Annotated in this window: 18 protein-coding genes; 9 read left to right on the top strand and 9 right to left on the bottom strand. The window is 68.7% G+C overall.

Features of this window, described 5'->3' with window-relative positions; all coding sequences use genetic code 11:
- Nucleotides 1–112: 112 nt before the first annotated feature.
- Together ACA511_RS22770 and ACA511_RS22775 are read left to right on the top strand one after the other, a co-directional pair.
- Nucleotides 113–844 (top strand): XRE family transcriptional regulator, encoded by a 732-nt coding sequence (locus ACA511_RS22770; protein WP_375026589.1) that lies wholly within the window; start codon nucleotides 113–115, stop codon nucleotides 842–844.
- A 487-nt stretch (nucleotides 845–1,331) separates the two neighbouring features.
- Complete coding sequence (locus ACA511_RS22775; protein WP_375026590.1) at nucleotides 1,332–3,413, top strand: ATP-binding protein; 2,082 nt, start codon at nucleotides 1,332–1,334, stop codon at nucleotides 3,411–3,413.
- 180 nt (nucleotides 3,414–3,593) lie between these two features.
- On the opposite strand, the gene ACA511_RS22780 is transcribed toward ACA511_RS22775, so the two are convergent.
- Together ACA511_RS22780 and ACA511_RS22785 are read right to left on the bottom strand one after the other, a co-directional pair.
- Nucleotides 3,594–4,808: an IS4 family transposase gene (locus ACA511_RS22780; RefSeq protein ID WP_375026591.1), complete on the bottom strand. Its 1,215-nt coding sequence runs from the start codon at nucleotides 4,806–4,808 to the stop codon at nucleotides 3,594–3,596.
- A 456-nt stretch (nucleotides 4,809–5,264) separates the two neighbouring features.
- The gene (locus ACA511_RS22785) at nucleotides 5,265–6,134 is read right to left on the bottom strand and encodes a DUF4238 domain-containing protein (protein ID WP_375026592.1); all 870 of its coding nucleotides are present in this window, start codon (nucleotides 6,132–6,134) and stop codon (nucleotides 5,265–5,267) included.
- A 25-nt stretch (nucleotides 6,135–6,159) separates the two neighbouring features.
- Here ACA511_RS22785 and ACA511_RS22790 point away from each other — a divergent pair, with 25 nt between their 5' ends.
- A complete protein-coding gene (locus ACA511_RS22790) occupies nucleotides 6,160–6,360 on the top strand; it encodes a hypothetical protein (RefSeq protein ID WP_375026593.1) in 201 nt (66 codons plus the stop codon).
- Nucleotides 6,361–6,417: 57 nt separating this feature from the next.
- Here ACA511_RS22790 and ACA511_RS22795 read toward each other — a convergent pair whose 3' ends face one another.
- Both ACA511_RS22795 and ACA511_RS22800 read right to left on the bottom strand, forming a co-directional pair.
- Entirely contained in the window at nucleotides 6,418–7,005 is a 588-nt protein-coding gene (locus tag ACA511_RS22795; protein WP_375026594.1) for a DUF2637 domain-containing protein, read from the bottom strand.
- Nucleotides 6,998–7,231, bottom strand: a complete 234-nt coding sequence (locus ACA511_RS22800; RefSeq protein ID WP_375026595.1) for a hypothetical protein — start codon at nucleotides 7,229–7,231, stop codon at nucleotides 6,998–7,000. Before ACA511_RS22800 ends, ACA511_RS22795 begins: the two co-directional genes overlap by 8 nt.
- Before the next feature lie 420 nt (nucleotides 7,232–7,651).
- Between ACA511_RS22800 and ACA511_RS22805 the strand changes: the two genes are divergently transcribed.
- The 5 genes from ACA511_RS22805 (at nucleotide 7,652) to ACA511_RS22825 (ending at nucleotide 11,385) form a co-directional block, all read left to right on the top strand.
- A complete protein-coding gene (locus ACA511_RS22805) occupies nucleotides 7,652–7,984 on the top strand; it encodes a hypothetical protein (protein WP_375026596.1) in 333 nt (110 codons plus the stop codon).
- Nucleotides 7,981–9,024, top strand: a complete 1,044-nt coding sequence (locus tag ACA511_RS22810) for a peptidoglycan-binding protein (RefSeq protein ID WP_375026597.1) — start codon at nucleotides 7,981–7,983, stop codon at nucleotides 9,022–9,024. The genes ACA511_RS22805 and ACA511_RS22810 overlap by 4 nt, the downstream gene beginning before the upstream one ends.
- Nucleotides 9,021–9,752, top strand: a complete 732-nt coding sequence (locus tag ACA511_RS22815; RefSeq protein WP_375026598.1) for an ABC transporter ATP-binding protein — start codon at nucleotides 9,021–9,023, stop codon at nucleotides 9,750–9,752. The genes ACA511_RS22810 and ACA511_RS22815 overlap by 4 nt, the downstream gene beginning before the upstream one ends.
- Nucleotides 9,749–10,942 carry an ABC transporter permease gene (locus tag ACA511_RS22820; protein ID WP_375026599.1) on the top strand — a complete coding sequence of 398 codons (1,194 nt, stop codon included), beginning with the start codon at nucleotides 9,749–9,751 and terminating at the stop codon, nucleotides 10,940–10,942. Before ACA511_RS22815 ends, ACA511_RS22820 begins: the two co-directional genes overlap by 4 nt.
- An 80-nt stretch (nucleotides 10,943–11,022) precedes the next feature.
- Entirely contained in the window at nucleotides 11,023–11,385 is a 363-nt protein-coding gene (locus ACA511_RS22825; RefSeq protein ID WP_375026600.1) for a hypothetical protein, read from the top strand.
- Here the strand turns inward: ACA511_RS22825 and efeU are convergent.
- The 4 genes from efeU to ACA511_RS22845 all read right to left on the bottom strand — a co-directional run bounded on the left by efeU (nucleotide 11,382) and on the right by ACA511_RS22845 (nucleotide 14,706).
- Nucleotides 11,382–12,242: an iron uptake transporter permease EfeU gene (gene efeU, locus ACA511_RS22830; protein ID WP_375026601.1), complete on the bottom strand. Its 861-nt coding sequence runs from the start codon at nucleotides 12,240–12,242 to the stop codon at nucleotides 11,382–11,384. The genes ACA511_RS22825 and efeU overlap by 4 nt on opposite strands.
- 116 nt (nucleotides 12,243–12,358) lie before the next feature.
- The gene (locus tag ACA511_RS22835) at nucleotides 12,359–13,558 is read right to left on the bottom strand and encodes an HRDC domain-containing protein (protein WP_375026942.1); all 1,200 of its coding nucleotides are present in this window, start codon (nucleotides 13,556–13,558) and stop codon (nucleotides 12,359–12,361) included.
- A 223-nt stretch (nucleotides 13,559–13,781) separates the two neighbouring features.
- Entirely contained in the window at nucleotides 13,782–14,348 is a 567-nt protein-coding gene (locus tag ACA511_RS22840; RefSeq protein WP_375026602.1) for a DUF3000 domain-containing protein, read from the bottom strand.
- A gap of 154 nt (nucleotides 14,349–14,502) precedes the next feature.
- Entirely contained in the window at nucleotides 14,503–14,706 is a 204-nt protein-coding gene (locus ACA511_RS22845) for a hypothetical protein (protein WP_375026603.1), read from the bottom strand.
- 259 nt (nucleotides 14,707–14,965) lie between these two features.
- Between ACA511_RS22845 and hemE the strand changes: the two genes are divergently transcribed.
- Nucleotides 14,966–15,979, top strand: a complete 1,014-nt coding sequence (hemE, locus tag ACA511_RS22850) for a uroporphyrinogen decarboxylase (protein ID WP_375026943.1) — start codon at nucleotides 14,966–14,968, stop codon at nucleotides 15,977–15,979.
- 9 nt (nucleotides 15,980–15,988) lie between these two features.
- On the opposite strand, the gene ACA511_RS22855 is transcribed toward hemE, so the two are convergent.
- On the bottom strand, nucleotides 15,989–16,963 hold the full coding sequence (locus ACA511_RS22855) for a DUF4349 domain-containing protein (protein ID WP_375026604.1): 975 nt from the start codon (nucleotides 16,961–16,963) through the stop codon (nucleotides 15,989–15,991).
- Between the last annotated feature and the right edge of the window lie 65 nt (nucleotides 16,964–17,028).

Below are 17,028 nucleotides of genomic sequence, written 5' to 3' on the forward strand. Positions count from 1 at the left end.
CGTTGCGTGCTCTGAGCTTGTCGTCGGGGCTGGGATCTCTCTATCGGCATCTAGGGACGTCTGGGGACGTCTTCTGTTAGCGTCGTTCGCACTTGCACCCCCGGGAGGCCCGGTGAACGACTTGTTGCGACGTGCCCTTGCCGATGCCGACCTCACCGAAAGCGGTGTGGCGGCGCGGCTCGGAGTGGATCCCAAGACGGTCCACAGATGGGTCGCCGGGCGCGTCCCCTACCCACGTCACCGGGCACGCATCGCCAGCTTGCTCGGGCGCGATGAGGGCGAACTGTGGCCGCATGTCACTGTGCGCAGCGTCCGGATCGACCCGCCTGCGGTTGAGATCCTCGACATCTACCCGCACCGGTGGGCCGTCCCCCGTCCCGTCTGGCAGCAGCTCTTCCAGCGCGCGCACGATGAGATCGGCGTGCTGGCCTACGCGGGGCTCTTCCTCGCTGAGGACACCGGCATCTTGCGTGTGCTCGCTGACCGGGCACGCGTGGGAGTCTGCGTGCGGATCCTGCTGGGCGACCCCGACGGGACGTGCGTCGCTGAGCGTGGGAGCGATGAGGGGGTGGGCGAGTCCATGGCCGCCAAGATCCGTAACGCTCTCGTCCACTACCGCGGCTTGCGTGCGCTGGACGGTGTTGAGGTGCGGCTTCACGACACGGTGCTCTACAACTCGATGTACCGCGCCGACGACGACCTGCTGATCAACCCGCACGCCTACGGCATCGCCGCATCACACGCCCCGGTGCTACATCTGCGCAGGGGTGAAGATGGCGACATGGCCAGCACCTACCTGGAGAGCTTCGAACGGGTGTGGGCGAGCGCCCGGCCGATCGAGTAGCGGGCACGCGAACGCCCCGGTCACGACGCGCGTGCGTGTCGTGGCCGGGGCTTGGTGGTTCACAGTGGTGCGGGTTGCGCCACGTTGGCGATGGCCTCCTTGACCTTGCGGCGGTCGATGCCATGCTCCTCAGCCAGGTACCACTGAGACAGCGGACGGCCGGGTCCGACGTCTGCTCCACTTCGGTGTTGGAAGCGCGCAGTCACCGTACTGGGTCGTCTCTGATCTCGATCGTCATGAGTGATCCTCCCCGCCCTGAGCGAGTCAGCTGAGCAGACTGGGAGTTTCTCGCACTACACGCTTCCGTGTCGCGCTTTCCGAGGGCAGGGCAGACAAGCGCCCAGCTCGACGAGCGGCGACGGTCATCCCCCTAATCGAGCGACACACACCATAGGTCAGATCGTTGCCCCGTGCCTCCGTGGCCGGTCCGGGACATGCCGGACGATTGCCATGACGCGGTATAGGAGTCCGCTGTAGCGTCAGTCGCATGCCTGACGAGCGAGCTGAGATTTCGGCGGATTTCGAGTCTGAGGGTGGGGCGACCATGGTTGGTGGTGCCGGCGCCTCCGGCTCGCTAGTACCAGCGCAAGGGGCACCTCATCCCACCGAGATCCTGCTCCGAGTCGGCGAGCCCAAGATCCTGCAGTTTTCCAATAGGCCCCAGATCCATGCGATCGCAGAACTCGTATGGAATGCGCTAGATGCTAATGCGACTCATGTGACGGTCGAGTTGCGGCGCTCCCACCTGGAGGCTGTCACACAGATCGTTGTGAAAGACAATGGCGAAGGCATCACGCCGACTCAGGCGCGGGAGTCATTCCGTGACTACGGAGCATCCTGGAAGTCCCGGCACACCCACACTGCTCGGAACGAGCGTATTCTCCACGGGCGCATGGGCGAGGGGCGGCTCTACGTATTCGCGCTTGGTGAGGATTTCAAATGGGAATCCGTCGCCGCAGTTGACGGTGCTCAAGTCGCTACCAAAATTTCGGCCAACGTTCGCCGGCCGACGCTCTGGCACATCAACGAAACCCCCGCTGCCGACAGGACATCCGGTACCACCGTCACAATCCAAGTGCCGGAGAGCAAGCGTCTACGTCCACTGGAGGCACCCGACGCCGCAGCCAACCTCACCGCCAAGTTGGCGTTCTATCTCAAGGCATATCCTCATGTAGTCGTCGACTATAATGGCAAACGTTTGAACCCTGACGAGATCATCGAGGCTTCAACTGATCTGCCCCTGGACTTGCCAGCAGATTACGCCGCGGGCGACCGACCTCCAATTGTGACGTTCATTGAGTGGAAGGTCCGGATGAGCGACCGCAAGATGCTCATCTGCAATGCTGACGGCCTGGCTCTAGCAGAGTATGGCGGGGACTGGTCCGACAACGTTGTGAGCTTCACACCTTATCTTCGATACAGCCGGTTCAACGAGGTGTCGATCGAAGATCTACACATGCTGCCGATGACTCAAAGCAGCCTACTGGACGCTGCGAACAAGGCCGTCCGCAAGCACGTGGCCGCGCGCAACGCCGAAATTTCCAACCAAGTAGTCAAGCAACTCAAGGATGAGGGGATCTACCCGTACCCAGACAACGACGCCAGCCCGACCCGCGCTGTAGAACGGCAGACGTTCGACGTAGTGGTGACCGTTGCCCGCAATGCATTGCCCCAGCGTGGCAGCGCTCGGCAACTATCGGTCAACCTCATCCACTCCGCCCTGGAGCGCGACCCAAGCGATCTACAGAAGATCCTCGACAAGGTCCTGGCCCTCAATGACGAGGATCGGGGCCATCTAGCTAGGCTGTTGGAACGCACCGAACTAGCCGACGTCATCGGCGCGGCAAGTACTGTCGCAAACCGCCTGGACTTCATTGGTGGCCTACGTAAGATCTTCGCCGACAATCTGTTGCGCAATCAACTACGCGAGGTGGATCAGCTTCATCCGATGATCTCGCAGAATCTTTGGTTATTCGGTGAGGAATGGACGCTGGCCCGACCCGAAGTGGGCCTCACCAATGTATTGGCCGCACATCTGGGCCTTCTCGGCGACGACGTGGTCCTAGAGAACCGCCTGGACCCCGTAGTCCGCGATGACGGTCGCTCCGGGAGAGTTGACATCCTGCTGTTTCGCGGGATCGGCGATGAACGATCCAATGAGCGGATAATTATCGAACTAAAACGACCATCGGTGATCATTGGGCGCAATGAATTGGAGCAAATAAAGTCCTATGCACGCGCGATCATCGACAATCCGCAGTACCTCGGCGTACCCTGCAAGTGGAGATTTTATCTGGTTACTTACGAATATGACCAGCGCATCCTCCGTGATATTCGTCAGAAGGGTAAGCCCGATGGGCTTGCTGACGACCAACCCGAATATGAAGTGTGGGTCAAGAGCTGGGGAGAGATCCTGGACGCAGCCGAGCGTAAACTGTCGTTCTTCCGCCGCCAGTTGGACTACGAAGCCACCGACGACCGTGTAACAGAACACCTACGCAACAGCTACGCCCGCTACATCCCCGCATCGCTGCATCCGCCAGGTCCCAACCCAATGCCATTTAGTTAAGCAGCCGGGCTGAAGAGGTAGATTTCTGGTGGTCCTGGATGTCGTACTCCACGGTCTGTGGATCTCTTTACTCGGAAAGAGCTGTGGCGCTGGCGTTTGACCACCCGTGGGTACGTCCGCATGCGGCGAGGCGGATTTGGCCGTTCAAGTATCTCCGCCGAGGAATCTGCAGCAGCTCGTTCAAGGTGCTTCGGGGGAAAAATCCGCCGGCCCGGTGATCTGGCGGCGGACGACTCGCAGCGAGCGCATGAAGGAGAGCCGGTCTGGGTCTATATCGACTTGATCGGCTGCTTCGACCATGAGTTTTCGGACGGCATAATGGCTGAGGAGGAATCCCCAGATTTCTTGTTCGGCAAGTTCCGGAGCCTTCGATCTCAGGAGTACCCCTGGCCCCTTCTGGTGGGTCTTCACCTCGTCGATGACCAGCTCAATCTCCCACCGCTCATGGTAGGCCGCTGCGAGCTCCGCGGCAGGAGCCTGCTCCGGGTCCAGGATGGTGGTGACCAAAGTGAAGAGCTCGTCCTCATCTCCTTGTCCAAGGACCTGGTAATCGAAGACGCGCACGTAGAACCCGGGCAGATCGGAGATCTTGATCGTGCCCTTACGTAGCCGAGCGTAGGCTGCCATTTTGCGCCGCGGATCCGCCGAGAACGAAAGATATGATCCGTCCGGCAGCCATTCCAGGATCGGAAGATCGTTGTTCGCCTTCGCCCTGAACAGCGCATCGGCACCGCCATCTTTGATCCGTTTCAGGTTCTCGTGGCTGTACATACCCTTGTCCGCGATGATTAGCATGTCATCGCCGACGGCGCCGCTGGTCAGCAATCGGGTGGCCAGCGCGACCTCGGTTTCTCTTTGCGCACCGATCTCGGCGCCGACGATCGCGTGCGTGCCGCATTCGGCAAGTCCCACGATCAGCGCTTTGGGGAAGACTCCCTTCTCGTTCTTCTTTTTCCCGGAGAAGCCGAAGCGGTCACCGTTAGCGGGGCTGTCGAAGACTTCCACATCAAAGCCGTCCAGCGCCATCAGCCGCCAGCGCCCCAGCCAGGCACCTTTCGTGGAGCGCAGAGCACAGGGAACCGCCACACGTTCGAAGAGATCACGCATCACCTCGGCACCCAGACGCTGCCGGGCCTGGGTCAGCGCTCCCGGCGTCGGGATCATCCATTCAGCCCGCCAGCTCCCCAGCCAGCGCAGCCCCTGGACCAGCTTACGCATGACCTCTTCGTAGGATTCGTCATGAAAGAGCGTCATCGCCATCACGAAGTAGACGACCACGCGCGCGGGAAGTTTACGCAGCCGCTGCTCGCGCCTGCCAGATTCCAGTACGACCTCGTCCACCAGTTCACGCGGAACGATACGCGTCAGCACACCGATACCGATTCGTTCTGTCACGACTGAACCGTAACTACTGCCACCGCTGCCAGGATCGGACATAGCCGTAAAATAGCTGTCCCGGCTCGCAGCCGCTACCCAACAACGAAATCCACAACCTCAACTGTGGATATGTGGATATCGCGAGGAGGTGAGCTTAACTAAATGGCATTGGGTCCCAACCCGGCCCCTTAACCTCCTGTCCGCGGCTACGAGATGCAGCACACCGACGCCCCACGACGCCTTCCATGCAAGGTCGCCCTGAGGCGGTTCAGAGCCCAGGTACTCGAAGTCTGCGAGATTTTCTGTACGTCTTCAGGGCGGCTCAACAACGGCCCACACAGGCTGGCCGCCTCCGTAATTGCGTGGAGCCCCGCGCGGGTTCTCACGACGGACCATTGCGGACCGGCGGATGCCGCCTATCCGTCACACCAGGCTACGAGGCCCCGCCCCCGCGCAAGCCCGGAGCCGTCCAGCTCACCTTTCCCGAGGAGCATACACATCTGTGCCGATTGTTTTCGCAAATTCACGCTCCCAAGTGAAATCGTCAACACTGGAGATGATGAAGCGTGATGCAGTAAAAGTCTGTGCAGCATTCTCATTTCTAGCCATATCTTCTGTGAATCGGACAGGAGAAAGGCGGCAGTCGAGCTGCATTAGGTTCGACTCACGCCAGTGTCCTTCGTTCGGATAGCAGTACATTATGACATTGGGCGAGAGAGGATACGTCAGATACACCCCATCGCCATAGATGCCCGCTTTTATCCACTGGCGATGATCCTGGGTTCGGAAGGCAATTGGATTGTCTGACGTCTTAAAGGGTGTTCCAGTTATATTGGTGGCGAAGATCCAGGCACTCTCTGCGATGCGTTCCGTCAATCGTTGCACGATTCTTTCATCCCATAGCACCGCCGTGTGCATGGATCGGGCATCTACTTCCGAATTGACATCTTTGTCGGCTCTATGAATTGCCTCAATGATCGACCTGCTGTCCTCTGTTCGGAGAAATTGTAGGGCCAGGAATAGTGCACCTGTTTCGCGATCACCCTCTTGGAGGGATATCGACTCCATTGCCTTGGCGTTCGCTATTTGCATGAGCCAATTATTGGTGGCTCTGGCCATATCGGACTCGATGCCAGAAAACTGCTTTTCCATTGTCAATGGATCGTGACCTTGTTCCGCAGACTCCGATAGATAATAAAAATATGTTTCTGCTGCCACCACCTTCGGCTGTGCGCGGAATACTCTATTTATGTCGCGGTCCCATACCCATAGTCGTTTAGTGTGATCCATAAAGCGGCGGAGGTAAAACTGCGGAACGTAGTGATGCAGCTTGGGTGTGTTCATCTTCCCATCATTCCAAATATCTTGGTTGAAGTCACCTGGATTCCTGTCGCTCTACAACTCGATGTACCGCGCCGACGACGACCTGCTGATCAACCCCCATGCCTACGGCATCGCCGCATCACACGCGCCCGTGCTGCATCTGCGCAGGGGTGAAGATGGCGACATGGCCAGCACCTACCTGGAGAGCTTCGAACGGGTGTGGGCGAGCGCCCGGCCGATCGAGTAGCGGGCACGCGAACGCCCCGGCCACGACGCGTGCGCGTCGTGGCCGGGGCTCCGTGGTTCACAGTGGTGCGGGCTGCGCCACGTTGGCGATGGCCTCCTTGACCTTGCGGCGGTCGATGCCGTACTTCTCAGCGAGGTACCGCTGAGACAGCGGACGGCCCGGACCGTCCAGGCTCGCCAGGTACTCGGCGCGCACCGCCTCTTCCGGCGTTTGCTCCACTTCGGTGCGCTCTGGTTCGGGCTGTTCCCGGACGAGTGTTGAGGCGGTGGCGCTGCGGGTGAGCGTCATCAGCAGCTCGAACGAGCCGACGAGGGCGAGAGCCGGCCACGCGCTCACCATCGCACCGATGGCGCCGTGGTTCAGGCCGTGCGCCACGTTGGCGCCTACCGTCGCCACGGGGCCCACCGCCAGACTCCACTTGGCCAACAGCGGAGCGGGACGCTTGCGGCGGCTCGCGTCCAAGATGACCATCGACGCCGCCCAGATCAGCCCGTCCACCGTGAACGGGACCAGGCGCGCCGTGACACCGGACTCGCCGTGCGAGTGGACCAACTCGTACGCGTGGCGGTACGAGATGATCGCGGCCACCACGGCGACCGCCACCACGGCGAGAGCGGTGGTGATGCGGATGAGGCGGTCAGCCATCGGTCAGCCCCAACTCCTCTCGCCATGCATCGGCGAGCATCTGCCGGGGGCCGGTGGTGACGCCCTCCGCGTACAGCTCGACAAGGCTCATCGCCGTGATCGCCTGGTTGCGGTCGAAGAGCTTCGGGAAGCCGGTGACCGTCCACCTCGTTGCGCTTACGCGGTCGGCGCGGGTCTCCGGCGTCACGTCCGAGGTGATCTCGTTTTCGGTGATGCTGAGGCTCATGATCGCCTCCTCTCCCCGGGGAGCCACGGGAGCCAGAGCCGGGAGCCAATGAGGCTCGACGTGCTCTGACCCACCGCGACTCACTCGGACGTCTGTGCTGGTGAGAGGCTCATTCGGCGACTTCCTCAGACTTGGCCCGATCTTGCTGGAGGCGGCACGGCTAATGCGGGTTTAACACGTTCGGCGGTCTCATGGCTTTTCGCTGGGGCAGGTGGTCTCGGCGGAGAGGACGAGATGGGGATTCGGGTGTGGGCCGCCTGGGTGGCCGTGCCGCTGGTGCTAGGGCTTTCGGGGTGCGGGGGCGGCGGGGGCGGGAGCGGGGTCGCTTCCGCCGGTGGAGCGGGGGCCGGGGCTTCAGCGTCCGCCTCGCCCAGCCGGTCGCTTTCGGCGGAGGACGCGCAGCTGAGGTTCGCGCAGTGCATGCGGGAGAACGGGGTCGAGGTCCCCGATCCGGGCAGCGGGGATCAGAAGGCGATGCGGCTCGGGAAGGGGATCGACAAGGGGAAGCTGCAGGGTGCGCTGGAGAAGTGCCGGCAGTGGTTGCAGGCGGGCGGGAAAATGCCCGACCTCAAGGATCCCAAGGTGCGCGACCAGTACGTCGAGTTCGCGCAGTGCATGCGCGAGCACGGGGTGGACATCCCGGATCCCGGGCCCGACGGCAAGTTCAGGCTTCCGACCGGGGGCATCGACCGGGGCGGGCTGGAGAAGGCGCGTGAGGCGTGCAGGGCCGACTTGCCGGGGGGCGGGCGGTGAGGCGGGTCGTGGTCGCCGGCGGGGTCGCCGTCGCCGTGGTGGCCGGCGGCGGGAGTGCGCTGGCCTGGACGATGGACGGCGGCGAGGCGGAGGCCGGGCATGAGGCCCGGCCGGCCACCGCCGCCGTGAGCCGGGGCGATCTCGTGGACACCGAGAAGGTGGACGGGAAGCTCACCTACGGCGCGGTGCGCGAGGTGTGGACGGGCGCGTCCGGGGTGGTGACGTGGGCGCCGGAGCAGGGGGCGACCGTCCGGCGGGGCGGGACGCTGCTGAAGGTGGCGGGCGAACCGGTCACGCTGATGTACGGCGGCAGCCCCATGTACCGGACGCTGAGGAGCGGGCAGTCGGGCAAGGACGTCCGGCAGCTCGAAGAGAACCTCCGGGCGCTCGGGTACGGCGGGATGACCGTGGACGGCGAGTTCACGGGCGCGACCGAGGCCGCGGTCCGGGAATGGCAGGACGACCGGGGGCTGGACGGCACCGGCATGGTCGACGCGGCCCAGGTCGTCTTCCAGAGCGGGGCCGTGCGGGTCAGGGACGTCAGGGCGCCCGAGGGGAAGCGGGTCGGGCAGGGGCAGCCAGTGCTGACCGTGGCCGGGACGAAGCGGGTCGTGCACGTCGATCTGGACGCCGACAAGCAGGATCTCGCGAAGGAGGGCGCCAAGGTCTCGGTGGAGCTGCCCGGCGGCACCACCGTCAAGGGGAGGATCACCGAGGTCAGCGGCGTCGCGGAGAGCACCGGGTCGGGGCAGGACAAGAAGACCACGGTCGGCGTCGACATCTCGATCGGCGGCGCCGAGACGGGGCGCCTGGACGAGGCGCCGGTCGGCGTCGAGTTGGAGAGCGAGCGGCGGGAGGACGTCCTGTCGGTGCCGGTGGAGGCGCTGCTGGCGCTGCGGGAGGGCGGGTTCGGCGTCGAAATCGTCGACGGGGGGCGGCGCCTCGTGCCCGTGGACGTCGGCGTGTTCGGCGGCGGACGGGTCGAGGTCGGCGGAAGCGGCCTGCGGGAAGGCGTGAAGGTCGGGGTGCCGGCCAAATGAACAGGCTGCGAATGAACAGGCTGGGCATGGACGCGCCGGGCGACAACATCGTCGAGCTGGCCGGGGTGGCGAAGGAGTACGCGGGCGGCGTCGCGGCGCTGAAGGGCGTCGACCTGGTGGTCGCGCCGGGGGAGATGGTCGCGATCGTCGGGCCGTCCGGGTCGGGCAAGTCGACGCTGCTGCACATGATCGGGACGCTCGACCGGCCGACCGGGGGCAGCGTGCGGGTCGCCGGGCACGAGGTCGCGGGCCTCGGCGACCGGGAGCTGTCGGCGCTGCGGGCACGGCACATCGGGTTCGTGTTCCAGCAGTTCCATCTGGCGGCGGGCGTGAGCGCGCTCGACAACGTCGCGGACGGGCTGCTGTACGGCGGCGCCGGCGTGCGGGAGCGGCGGGAGCGGGCGCGGGCCGCGCTCGAACGCGTCGGGCTCGGCGGCAGGGCCGGGCACCGGCCGCACGAGCTCTCCGGCGGCGAGCAGCAGCGGGTCGCGGTCGCGCGCGCCGTGGTGGGCGAGCCCGACCTGCTCCTCGCGGACGAGCCGACCGGCAATCTCGACACGGCGGCGGGCTCCGAGGTGCTCGCCCTGCTGGACGAGCTGAACCGGGCCGGCACCACCGTCGCGATCATCACGCACGACCCGGAGGTCGCGGGCGGGGCGCGGCGCCGGGTCCGGGTCCGGGACGGGCTGATCGTCGCGGACGAGCGGGCGGAGGCGGGCAGCCGGTGAAGGACGCACTCGTGCCCGCGCGGCTCGGCGCGGCCGACGTGCTGCGCGTCGGCCTGGGCGGGCTCAGGGCGCGTCCGGCGCGCGTCGTGCTGTCCGCGCTCGGCATCGCGATCGGGATCGCCGCGATGGTCGCGGTCATCGGGATCTCCTCGTCCAGCGAGGAGGACCTGCTGCGGCGGCTCGACCGGCTCGGCACCAACCTGCTGACGGCCCGGCCGGGCGACACCCTGTTCGGGGAGAAGGCGGAGCTGCCGGAGTCGGCGCCGGAGATGGTGCGGCGGATCGGGCCGGTCACCGCGGTCGGCGCGACGGGGACGGTGGACGCGACCGTCCGCCGGACCGACAAGATCCCGGAGGAGGTCACGCAGGGGATCGCGGTGCAGGCCGCCACGACCGGCCTGCTCGGCACGCTCGACGGGGAGACGGCGAGCGGAAGCTGGCTGAACGCGGGCACGGGACGCTATCCGGGCGTCGTGCTCGGCGCGGAGGCCGCGCGGCGGCTGGGCCTCGACCGGGCGGGCGGCCAGGTGTGGATCGGCGGGCGGTGGTTCGTCGTGCTCGGCGTCCTGCGGCCCGCCGAGCTGGCTCCGGAGATCGACCGCTCCGCCCTCGTCGGCTGGGACGCGGCGCGCCGCCACCTCGGTTTCGACGGGCGTCCGACCATGGTCTACGAGCGGTCCGCGGACGCGTCGGTGAACGACGTGCGGAACGTCCTCGCCCGGACGGTCGACCCCGAGCATCCCGAGGAGGTCGAGGTCAGCCGCCCCTCGGACGCGCTGGAGGCGAAGGCCGCGGCGGCCGGCGCGTTCACCGGGCTGCTGCTCGGGCTCGGCGCGGTGGCGCTGCTGGTCGGCGGGGTCGGCGTCGCGAACACGATGGTGATCTCGGTGCTGGAGCGGCGCCGCGAGATCGGGCTGCGCCGCTCGCTCGGCGCGACCCGCGGGCAGGTGCGCACCCAGTTCCTCGCCGAGTCGCTGCTGCTGTCGGCGTTCGGCGGCGCGGCCGGGACGGTGCTCGGCACGGCCGTCACCGCCGGGTTCGCGCTGTGGAAGGGCTGGCCGCCGGTCGTGCCGGTGTGGGCGCTCGGCGGCGCGCTCGCCGCGACGCTGGCGATCGGGACGGCCGCCGGCCTGTATCCGGCGGTGCGGGCGGCGCGGCTGCCGCCGACGACGGCGCTGGCGTCGGTCTGACTCTGGTCACGCTCCGCCGGGACGGTGCATGATTGTGACGGCCGCCGTGTTCCGCCCCCGGGGGAGGTGCCTCAACAGCCATGCCGGTGCCACGCCCGCTCCGTGAGCGCTGCCGGGAGTTCCTCGGGGTCGACGGGGAGATCCGCTACATCTTCCCCGCGGCGGCCTACGGCGGCGGCGCCGGCTTCATCTTCGTCGTCACCGACGACCAGGTCGCGGTGATCTCCACCGGCCCGCTGAGCCGCAGCACCCCGAAGACCATCTGGGGCAGCTACCCGCGCGGCACCCGGATCGGGCCGGTGGAGACGGGCGCGGGCGCGTCGTTCGAGTTCGCGGGCGCGGTGTTCGAGCTGGACGACGAGTACGTGCCCGTCGTCAACGCCGCCGACGCCGAGATCTTCGCCCGCGACAGCCTGCCCCGCGACCCGCTCCCCGACCTCTAGGACGCGACCGGCTCGGTGGCCTTGGCCGGGGCCGGCCGGGACGCGGACGGGCCGCGCAGGAACAGGAACATCACCGGCACCAGGTACGCCGCCCACATGATCAGCTGGAGCCAGGTGATCTGCGGCGTGACGTTCAGGACCCCCTGGAACACCGTCTGCATCCAGTCGCCCGCGTCGCCGAACTTGGCGAAGAACACGTGCGGCTCCAGCGCGACGGCGTTCAGGCCGGGGAAGACCTCGGCCTCCTGGAGGTCGTGGAAGCCGTAGCCGAACACGCCCGCGGCGACGACGATGAGCGCGGCGCCCGTCCAGGTGAAGAACCGCTTCAGGTCGATCTTGAGGCCGCCGCGGTAGAGCAGGTAGCCGAGCGCGACGGCGACGGCGAGGCCGAGGAGCGCGCCGATGATCGGCTCGGTGGAGCCGCCGGACGAGTTGGAGATGTTCGTCCACAGGAACAGCGCGGTCTCCAGGCCCTCGCGGCCGACGGCGAGGAACGCGACGGCGGCGAGGGCGAGCGGCCCGACGTTCAGCGCGCCCTCCAGCCTGCCCTCCAGCTCCGCCTTCATGAACCGGGCGGTCTTGCGCATCCAGAAGACCATCCAGGTGACGAGCCCCACCGCGACGATCGACAGGATGCCGCCGAACAGCTCCTGCGTCTTGAACTGCATCTCCGAGGACGCGGCGCTCAGCGCGATGCCGAACGCGAACGAGAGGGCGACGGCGACGCCGATCCCCGTCCAGACGGGGAGCAGGGCCCGGCGGTTGCCGGTCTTGACCAGATAGGCGATCAGGATGCTGACGACCAGGGCGGCCTCAAGCCCCTCCCGCAGCCCGATGAGGAAGTTGCCCAGTAGCATCGCCGCACTCCTCCGGATGACGCGGACCTTGTGGCGGGCGCCGCTCCGGCGCCAGCCTTTTAGGCAAAGCTAACCTAAGCAAGTGTGCTCCCGGCACCCGCCCCCGGCAAGGGGTCTCAGAGCTGCCCTTTGGTGTCGAGGCGGAGGAACGCCTTGGCGATGGGCTGGGCGGTGAGCTCGACCTGCCAGGCGCGGGCGCCCAGTTCGCGGAGCGCCGCGCCGATCGCGGACGGCGACGACTCTGCCGGCGGCGTCCAGGCCAGCCGGCGGACGGAGTCGGGCTGCACGAGGTTCTCCGACGGCATCGAGTGCTCGTCGGCGAGCGCGGCGACGACGGCGCGGGCGGCGGTGAGCCGCTTGGCGGCCTCCGGGTCGCGGTCGGCCCAGCGGTGCGCGGGCGGCGGCCCGTCGCCGGGGAGGTTGGACTCCGGGAGCGCCCGGTCCGACAGGTCGCGGGCGCGGGCGACGGCGCGCAGCCACGCCGACTGGTGCCGGCGGGCGCCGCGCCCCCGCATGGTGGGGAGGGCCTGCAGCTCGGCGGGGGTCTTCGGGGCCTTCTGCGCCAGCTCGATGATCGCGGAGTCCTGGAGGACGCGGCCGGGGGACAGGTCCCGCTCCTGGGCGATCTTGTCGCGGGCCGTCCACACCTCGCGGACGGTGGCGAGCGCCCGCCGGTTGCGCACCCGGTGGATGCCGGACGTGCGGCGCCACGGGTCGGGGCGCGGCGGCTTCGGCGGCGAGGACAGGATCGCCTCGAACTCCTCCAGCGCCCACTCCAGCTTGCCCGCGGCCTCCAGCTCCTCCTGGAGGGCGTCGCGCAGCTCGACGAGCAGCTCGACGTCGAGCGCGGCGTAGCGGAGCCAGTCGTCCGGGAGGGGGCGGGTGGACCAGTCGGCCGCCGAGTGCCCCTTCTCCAGCAGGAAGCCGAGGACGTTCTCGACCATGGAGCCGAGCCCGACCCGCGGGTAGCCGAGCAGCCGCCCGGCCAGCTCGGTGTCGAACAGCCGGCGCGGGACGAGGCCGACCTCGGCGAGGCAGGGCAGGTCCTGGTTGGCGGCGTGCAGCACCATCTCGGCGCCGGCGAGCGCCGCGTCCAGCCCGGACAGGTCGGGGCAGGCGATCGGGTCGATCAGCGCGGTGCCGGCGCCCGCGCGGCGCAGCTGTATGAGGTAGGCGCGCTGCCCGTACCGGTAGCCGGAGGCGCGCTCGGCGTCGACCGCGACCGGCCCGGTGCCCGCGGCGAACGCCGCGATGACACGGTCCAGTTCGGCGGCGCCGACGACCACGGGCGGGACGCCCTCGCGCGGCTCCAGCAGCGGGACGGCCGGGGGGCCGGTGTCGGCCTCCGCGGTCTCCGGGCCCTGCTCCCGCCCCGGTTGCCCGGCAGCGGTGCCGGGCGGCTGCTCGACGGCCGTCTCATCCGCACCGGACTCCCCTTGGGGGCCGGTGGCGCGCGTTTCGGACACTCCCACTGCTTCCGTGTTCTCCCCCGCCGCCTCGGTCTCGGACGCTGTGCTCACGCCCCCTACCGTACGTCTTTCAACTGCCCGCGCCGCCCGGCCGATCCGGCAGGGCCGCGACGCCCGCGGGCGGCAGCCCGGCCGTGGTGCACATCACCTCGCACCAGGCCGCGACGTGGCCGGCGAGGTCGTCCCCGGTCGGGGACCAGGAGGCGCGCAGCTCCAGCTCGGTGGTGGACGGCTCGTCGCGCTTGTCGCCGAAGCTCTCCGACACCGCCCGGGTGATCGTCCCGGACACGCCCGCGTACCCGGTGGGCTCCAGCGCCTCGAGCAGCCAGTCCCACGCGACGGAGCCGATCAGCTCGTCGGCGGCGATGTCGGGCTCCAGGTCGGCGCGGATGTAGGCGACGACCCGGAAGCCGTTCGTCCAGCCGGATCTGCCGTCGGGGTCGTACAGGACGATGAGGCGCCCGGTGGCGACCTCGGTGTCGTCGTCGCGGTAGACGCTGCCGGACATGGCCGCCGCGTGGGGCGCGAGGCGCTGCGGGGCGGGCATGTCCTCCAGGTCGAGCTCCGGCCGGACGGCGGGGCCGTCGAGGAACGCGCGCAGCGTGTCGACGGCCCGCTGGAAGGCAGGTGGATTCATAGGTGGGCCGGCCTGGTCGCGGGGGAGTGGCTGGACGCCGGGGCGTGGATCGGGTCGGTGCTGCCGGGACGGGACGCCGCCGCGCGGGGCGACGGGAGGACGCGGAGGGGAAACAGGCACGGCACAGGTGGTTTCGTTTCGGGGGCCGGGCCGTTCAGGCCGCGGTCCGCACGGTGACGGCGCGGCCGGCGCTGCGGCCGGGCGCCGGGGCGGTCGCGGAGCCGGACCCGGGCCCGCTCTCGCGGACGGGGAGGGGCGCCGGCGGCAGACCGACCAGGACGGCCGCGCCGCATTCGACGCAGGCCCGCTCCGGGCACTCCGCACCGTGCCCGTCCGGACACGGCGGCTGCTCGAACATACGTTCATCACCGCAGGTGGAGCAGTACAAGGGGGAACCTCCCTCGGCTATGACACGCATCACGTTCGCACGCGCCGGTGACAGAATGCGGGACTTCGCTCGGCGTGTCCGGAAGTTCGTTTCGGCTCGGGCGTCACCCCGGTGCCCTCCTCCGGGGGGTTCGTGGGACGATCGCACCGTGACCGCTGACTCCGCCCGCCCGAACGACGACTCTCCGAACACGCCCGGCGATGCCGCGCTCGCCGGGAGCCCCTTCCTGCTGGCCTGCCGGCGGCGGCCGGTGCCGCACACGCCGGTGTGGTTCATGCGGCAGGCCGGACGCTCGCTGCCCGAGTACCTGCGGGTCCGCGAGGGCGTCGCGATGCTGGAGTCGTGCACCCGCCCCGACATGATCGTGGAGATCACGATGCAGCCGGTGCGCCGGTACGCGGTGGACGCGGCGATCTTCTTCAGCGACATCATGGTCCCGCTCAAGGCCATCGGGGTCGACCTCGACATCAAGCCGGGCGTCGGCCCGGTCATCGCCGACCCGATCCGCTCGGCGGCCGACCTCGGCGTGCTGCGGCCCCTCGTCCCCGACGACGTCCCGTACGTGACCGAGGCCGTCGAGGGCCTGGTCGGCGAGCTGGGCGCGACGCCGCTGATCGGTTTCGCGGGCGGCCCGTTCACGCTCGCCTCGTACCTGATCGAGGGCGGCCCGTCCAAGAACCACGAGCGCACCAAGGCGATGATGTACGGCGAGCCCGAGCTGTGGGCGAGCCTCCTGGGCCGCCTCGCCGACCTCACGATCGCGTTCCTGAAGCTTCAGGTCGCGGCCGGCGCGAGCGCCGTGCAGGTCTTCGACTCGTGGGTCGGCGCGGTCGCCCCGCAGGACTACCGCGAGTCGGTGCTGCCGCACACCCGCCGCATCTTCGCCGAGGTCGAGCCGCTGGGCGTGCCGCGCATCCACTTCGGCGTCGGGACGGGCGAGCTGCTCGGCCCGATGGGCGAGGCCGGGGCGGACGTCGTCGGCGTCGACTGGCGGGTCCCGCTGGACGAGGCCGTCGGCCGCGTCGAGCCGGGCAAGGCCCTGCAGGGCAACCTCGACCCGGCGATCCTGTTCGCGCCGTGGGAGACGGTGGAGCGGCGGGCCCGCGACGTGCTGGCGAGGGGCCGCACCGCCGAGGGCCACATCTTCAACCTGGGCCACGGCGTGCTGCCGTCCACCGACCCCGGCGTCCTCGCCCGCCTCGCGGACCTGGTCCACGAGGCGAGCAGCGAGGACAGGGACTAGCGCGGGGCCCTAGGCGGGCGGCTGCTGCGCCGGTCCCGCGCCCGCGGCGGCCTTCTCCGGTCCGGCTGAGGGTGCGGGTGCGGGTGCGGGCGCGGGCCTGCGGCGGCCGCCGAACCGGGCGCGGACCCGGCGCCGGAAGGCGAACAGCGGGTAGCCGATCGCGGCCCCCGCGACGAGGAACGGCAGCAGCCAGCCCAGCACGGCGGCGAGGCCGCCGACGAACGCGGTGAACGCGTCCCAGCCGTTCTGGAGCCCGCCGACGAACCCGCCGCGCTCCTCGTCCTCCTTGGGCGCCGCGGCCTTGGTCGACAGCGTCAGGGTCACCGTCGCGTACTGCGTGCGGTGCTTGAGCGAGTTCTGCCGCGCCTGGAGCGCCTCGAGGTCGGCCTCCCGCTCGGCGATCTCCTGCTCGACGTTGATGACCTCGCCGACCGAGTTCGCCCGGTCGAGCAGCTTGCGGAACGACTCCAGCGCGGCCTTCGCCGACCGCACCCGGGCGTCGACGTCGGCGACCTCGCCCGTGACGTCCTCGGCCTCCTGGGAGAGCGAGAGCCTGCTGCCGAGCTGCGTGCTCAGCCCGTTCAGCACCTCGGCGTAGCGGTCGGCGGGGATCTTCAGCGAGAGCTGCGACCGGGCCGGGTCGCTGGAGCTGGACTCCCGTTCGACGTAGCCGCCCGCCGCGGCCGCCAGCTGCTTGGCCTTGGCGGCGGCGGCCTCCACGTCCCCGGCGCGGACCCGCAGGGTCGCCGTGTGGACGACCTCGTGCCCGGTCGGCAGCGGCGCCCGCGCGCCCTTCCCGGTCGTCCGGTCGCCGGTGCTCCCCGCCGGCCCCGCCTCGTTCCGGGCACTGGCGGGCGCCGGGGCGGCGGCGCCGCCCCGGTCCACGGCCTCCGACTGGCCGGAGTCGCCGCCGCCGCATGCGGCCAGGCCCCCGGCCAGCAGCAGCACGACCAGCGCAGATGTGACATTCCTGACGTTCCGCATGGGCCTTGGACGAGGCGGCACGGCGCCGCCGTTCCCCGGCCCGAGTCACGAAAGGGCCACGAAGC

Origin of the sequence: Actinomadura sp. GTD37 (assembly GCF_041951365.1) — a bacterium.
Taxonomy (GTDB): Bacteria; Actinomycetota; Actinomycetes; order Streptosporangiales; family Streptosporangiaceae; genus Spirillospora.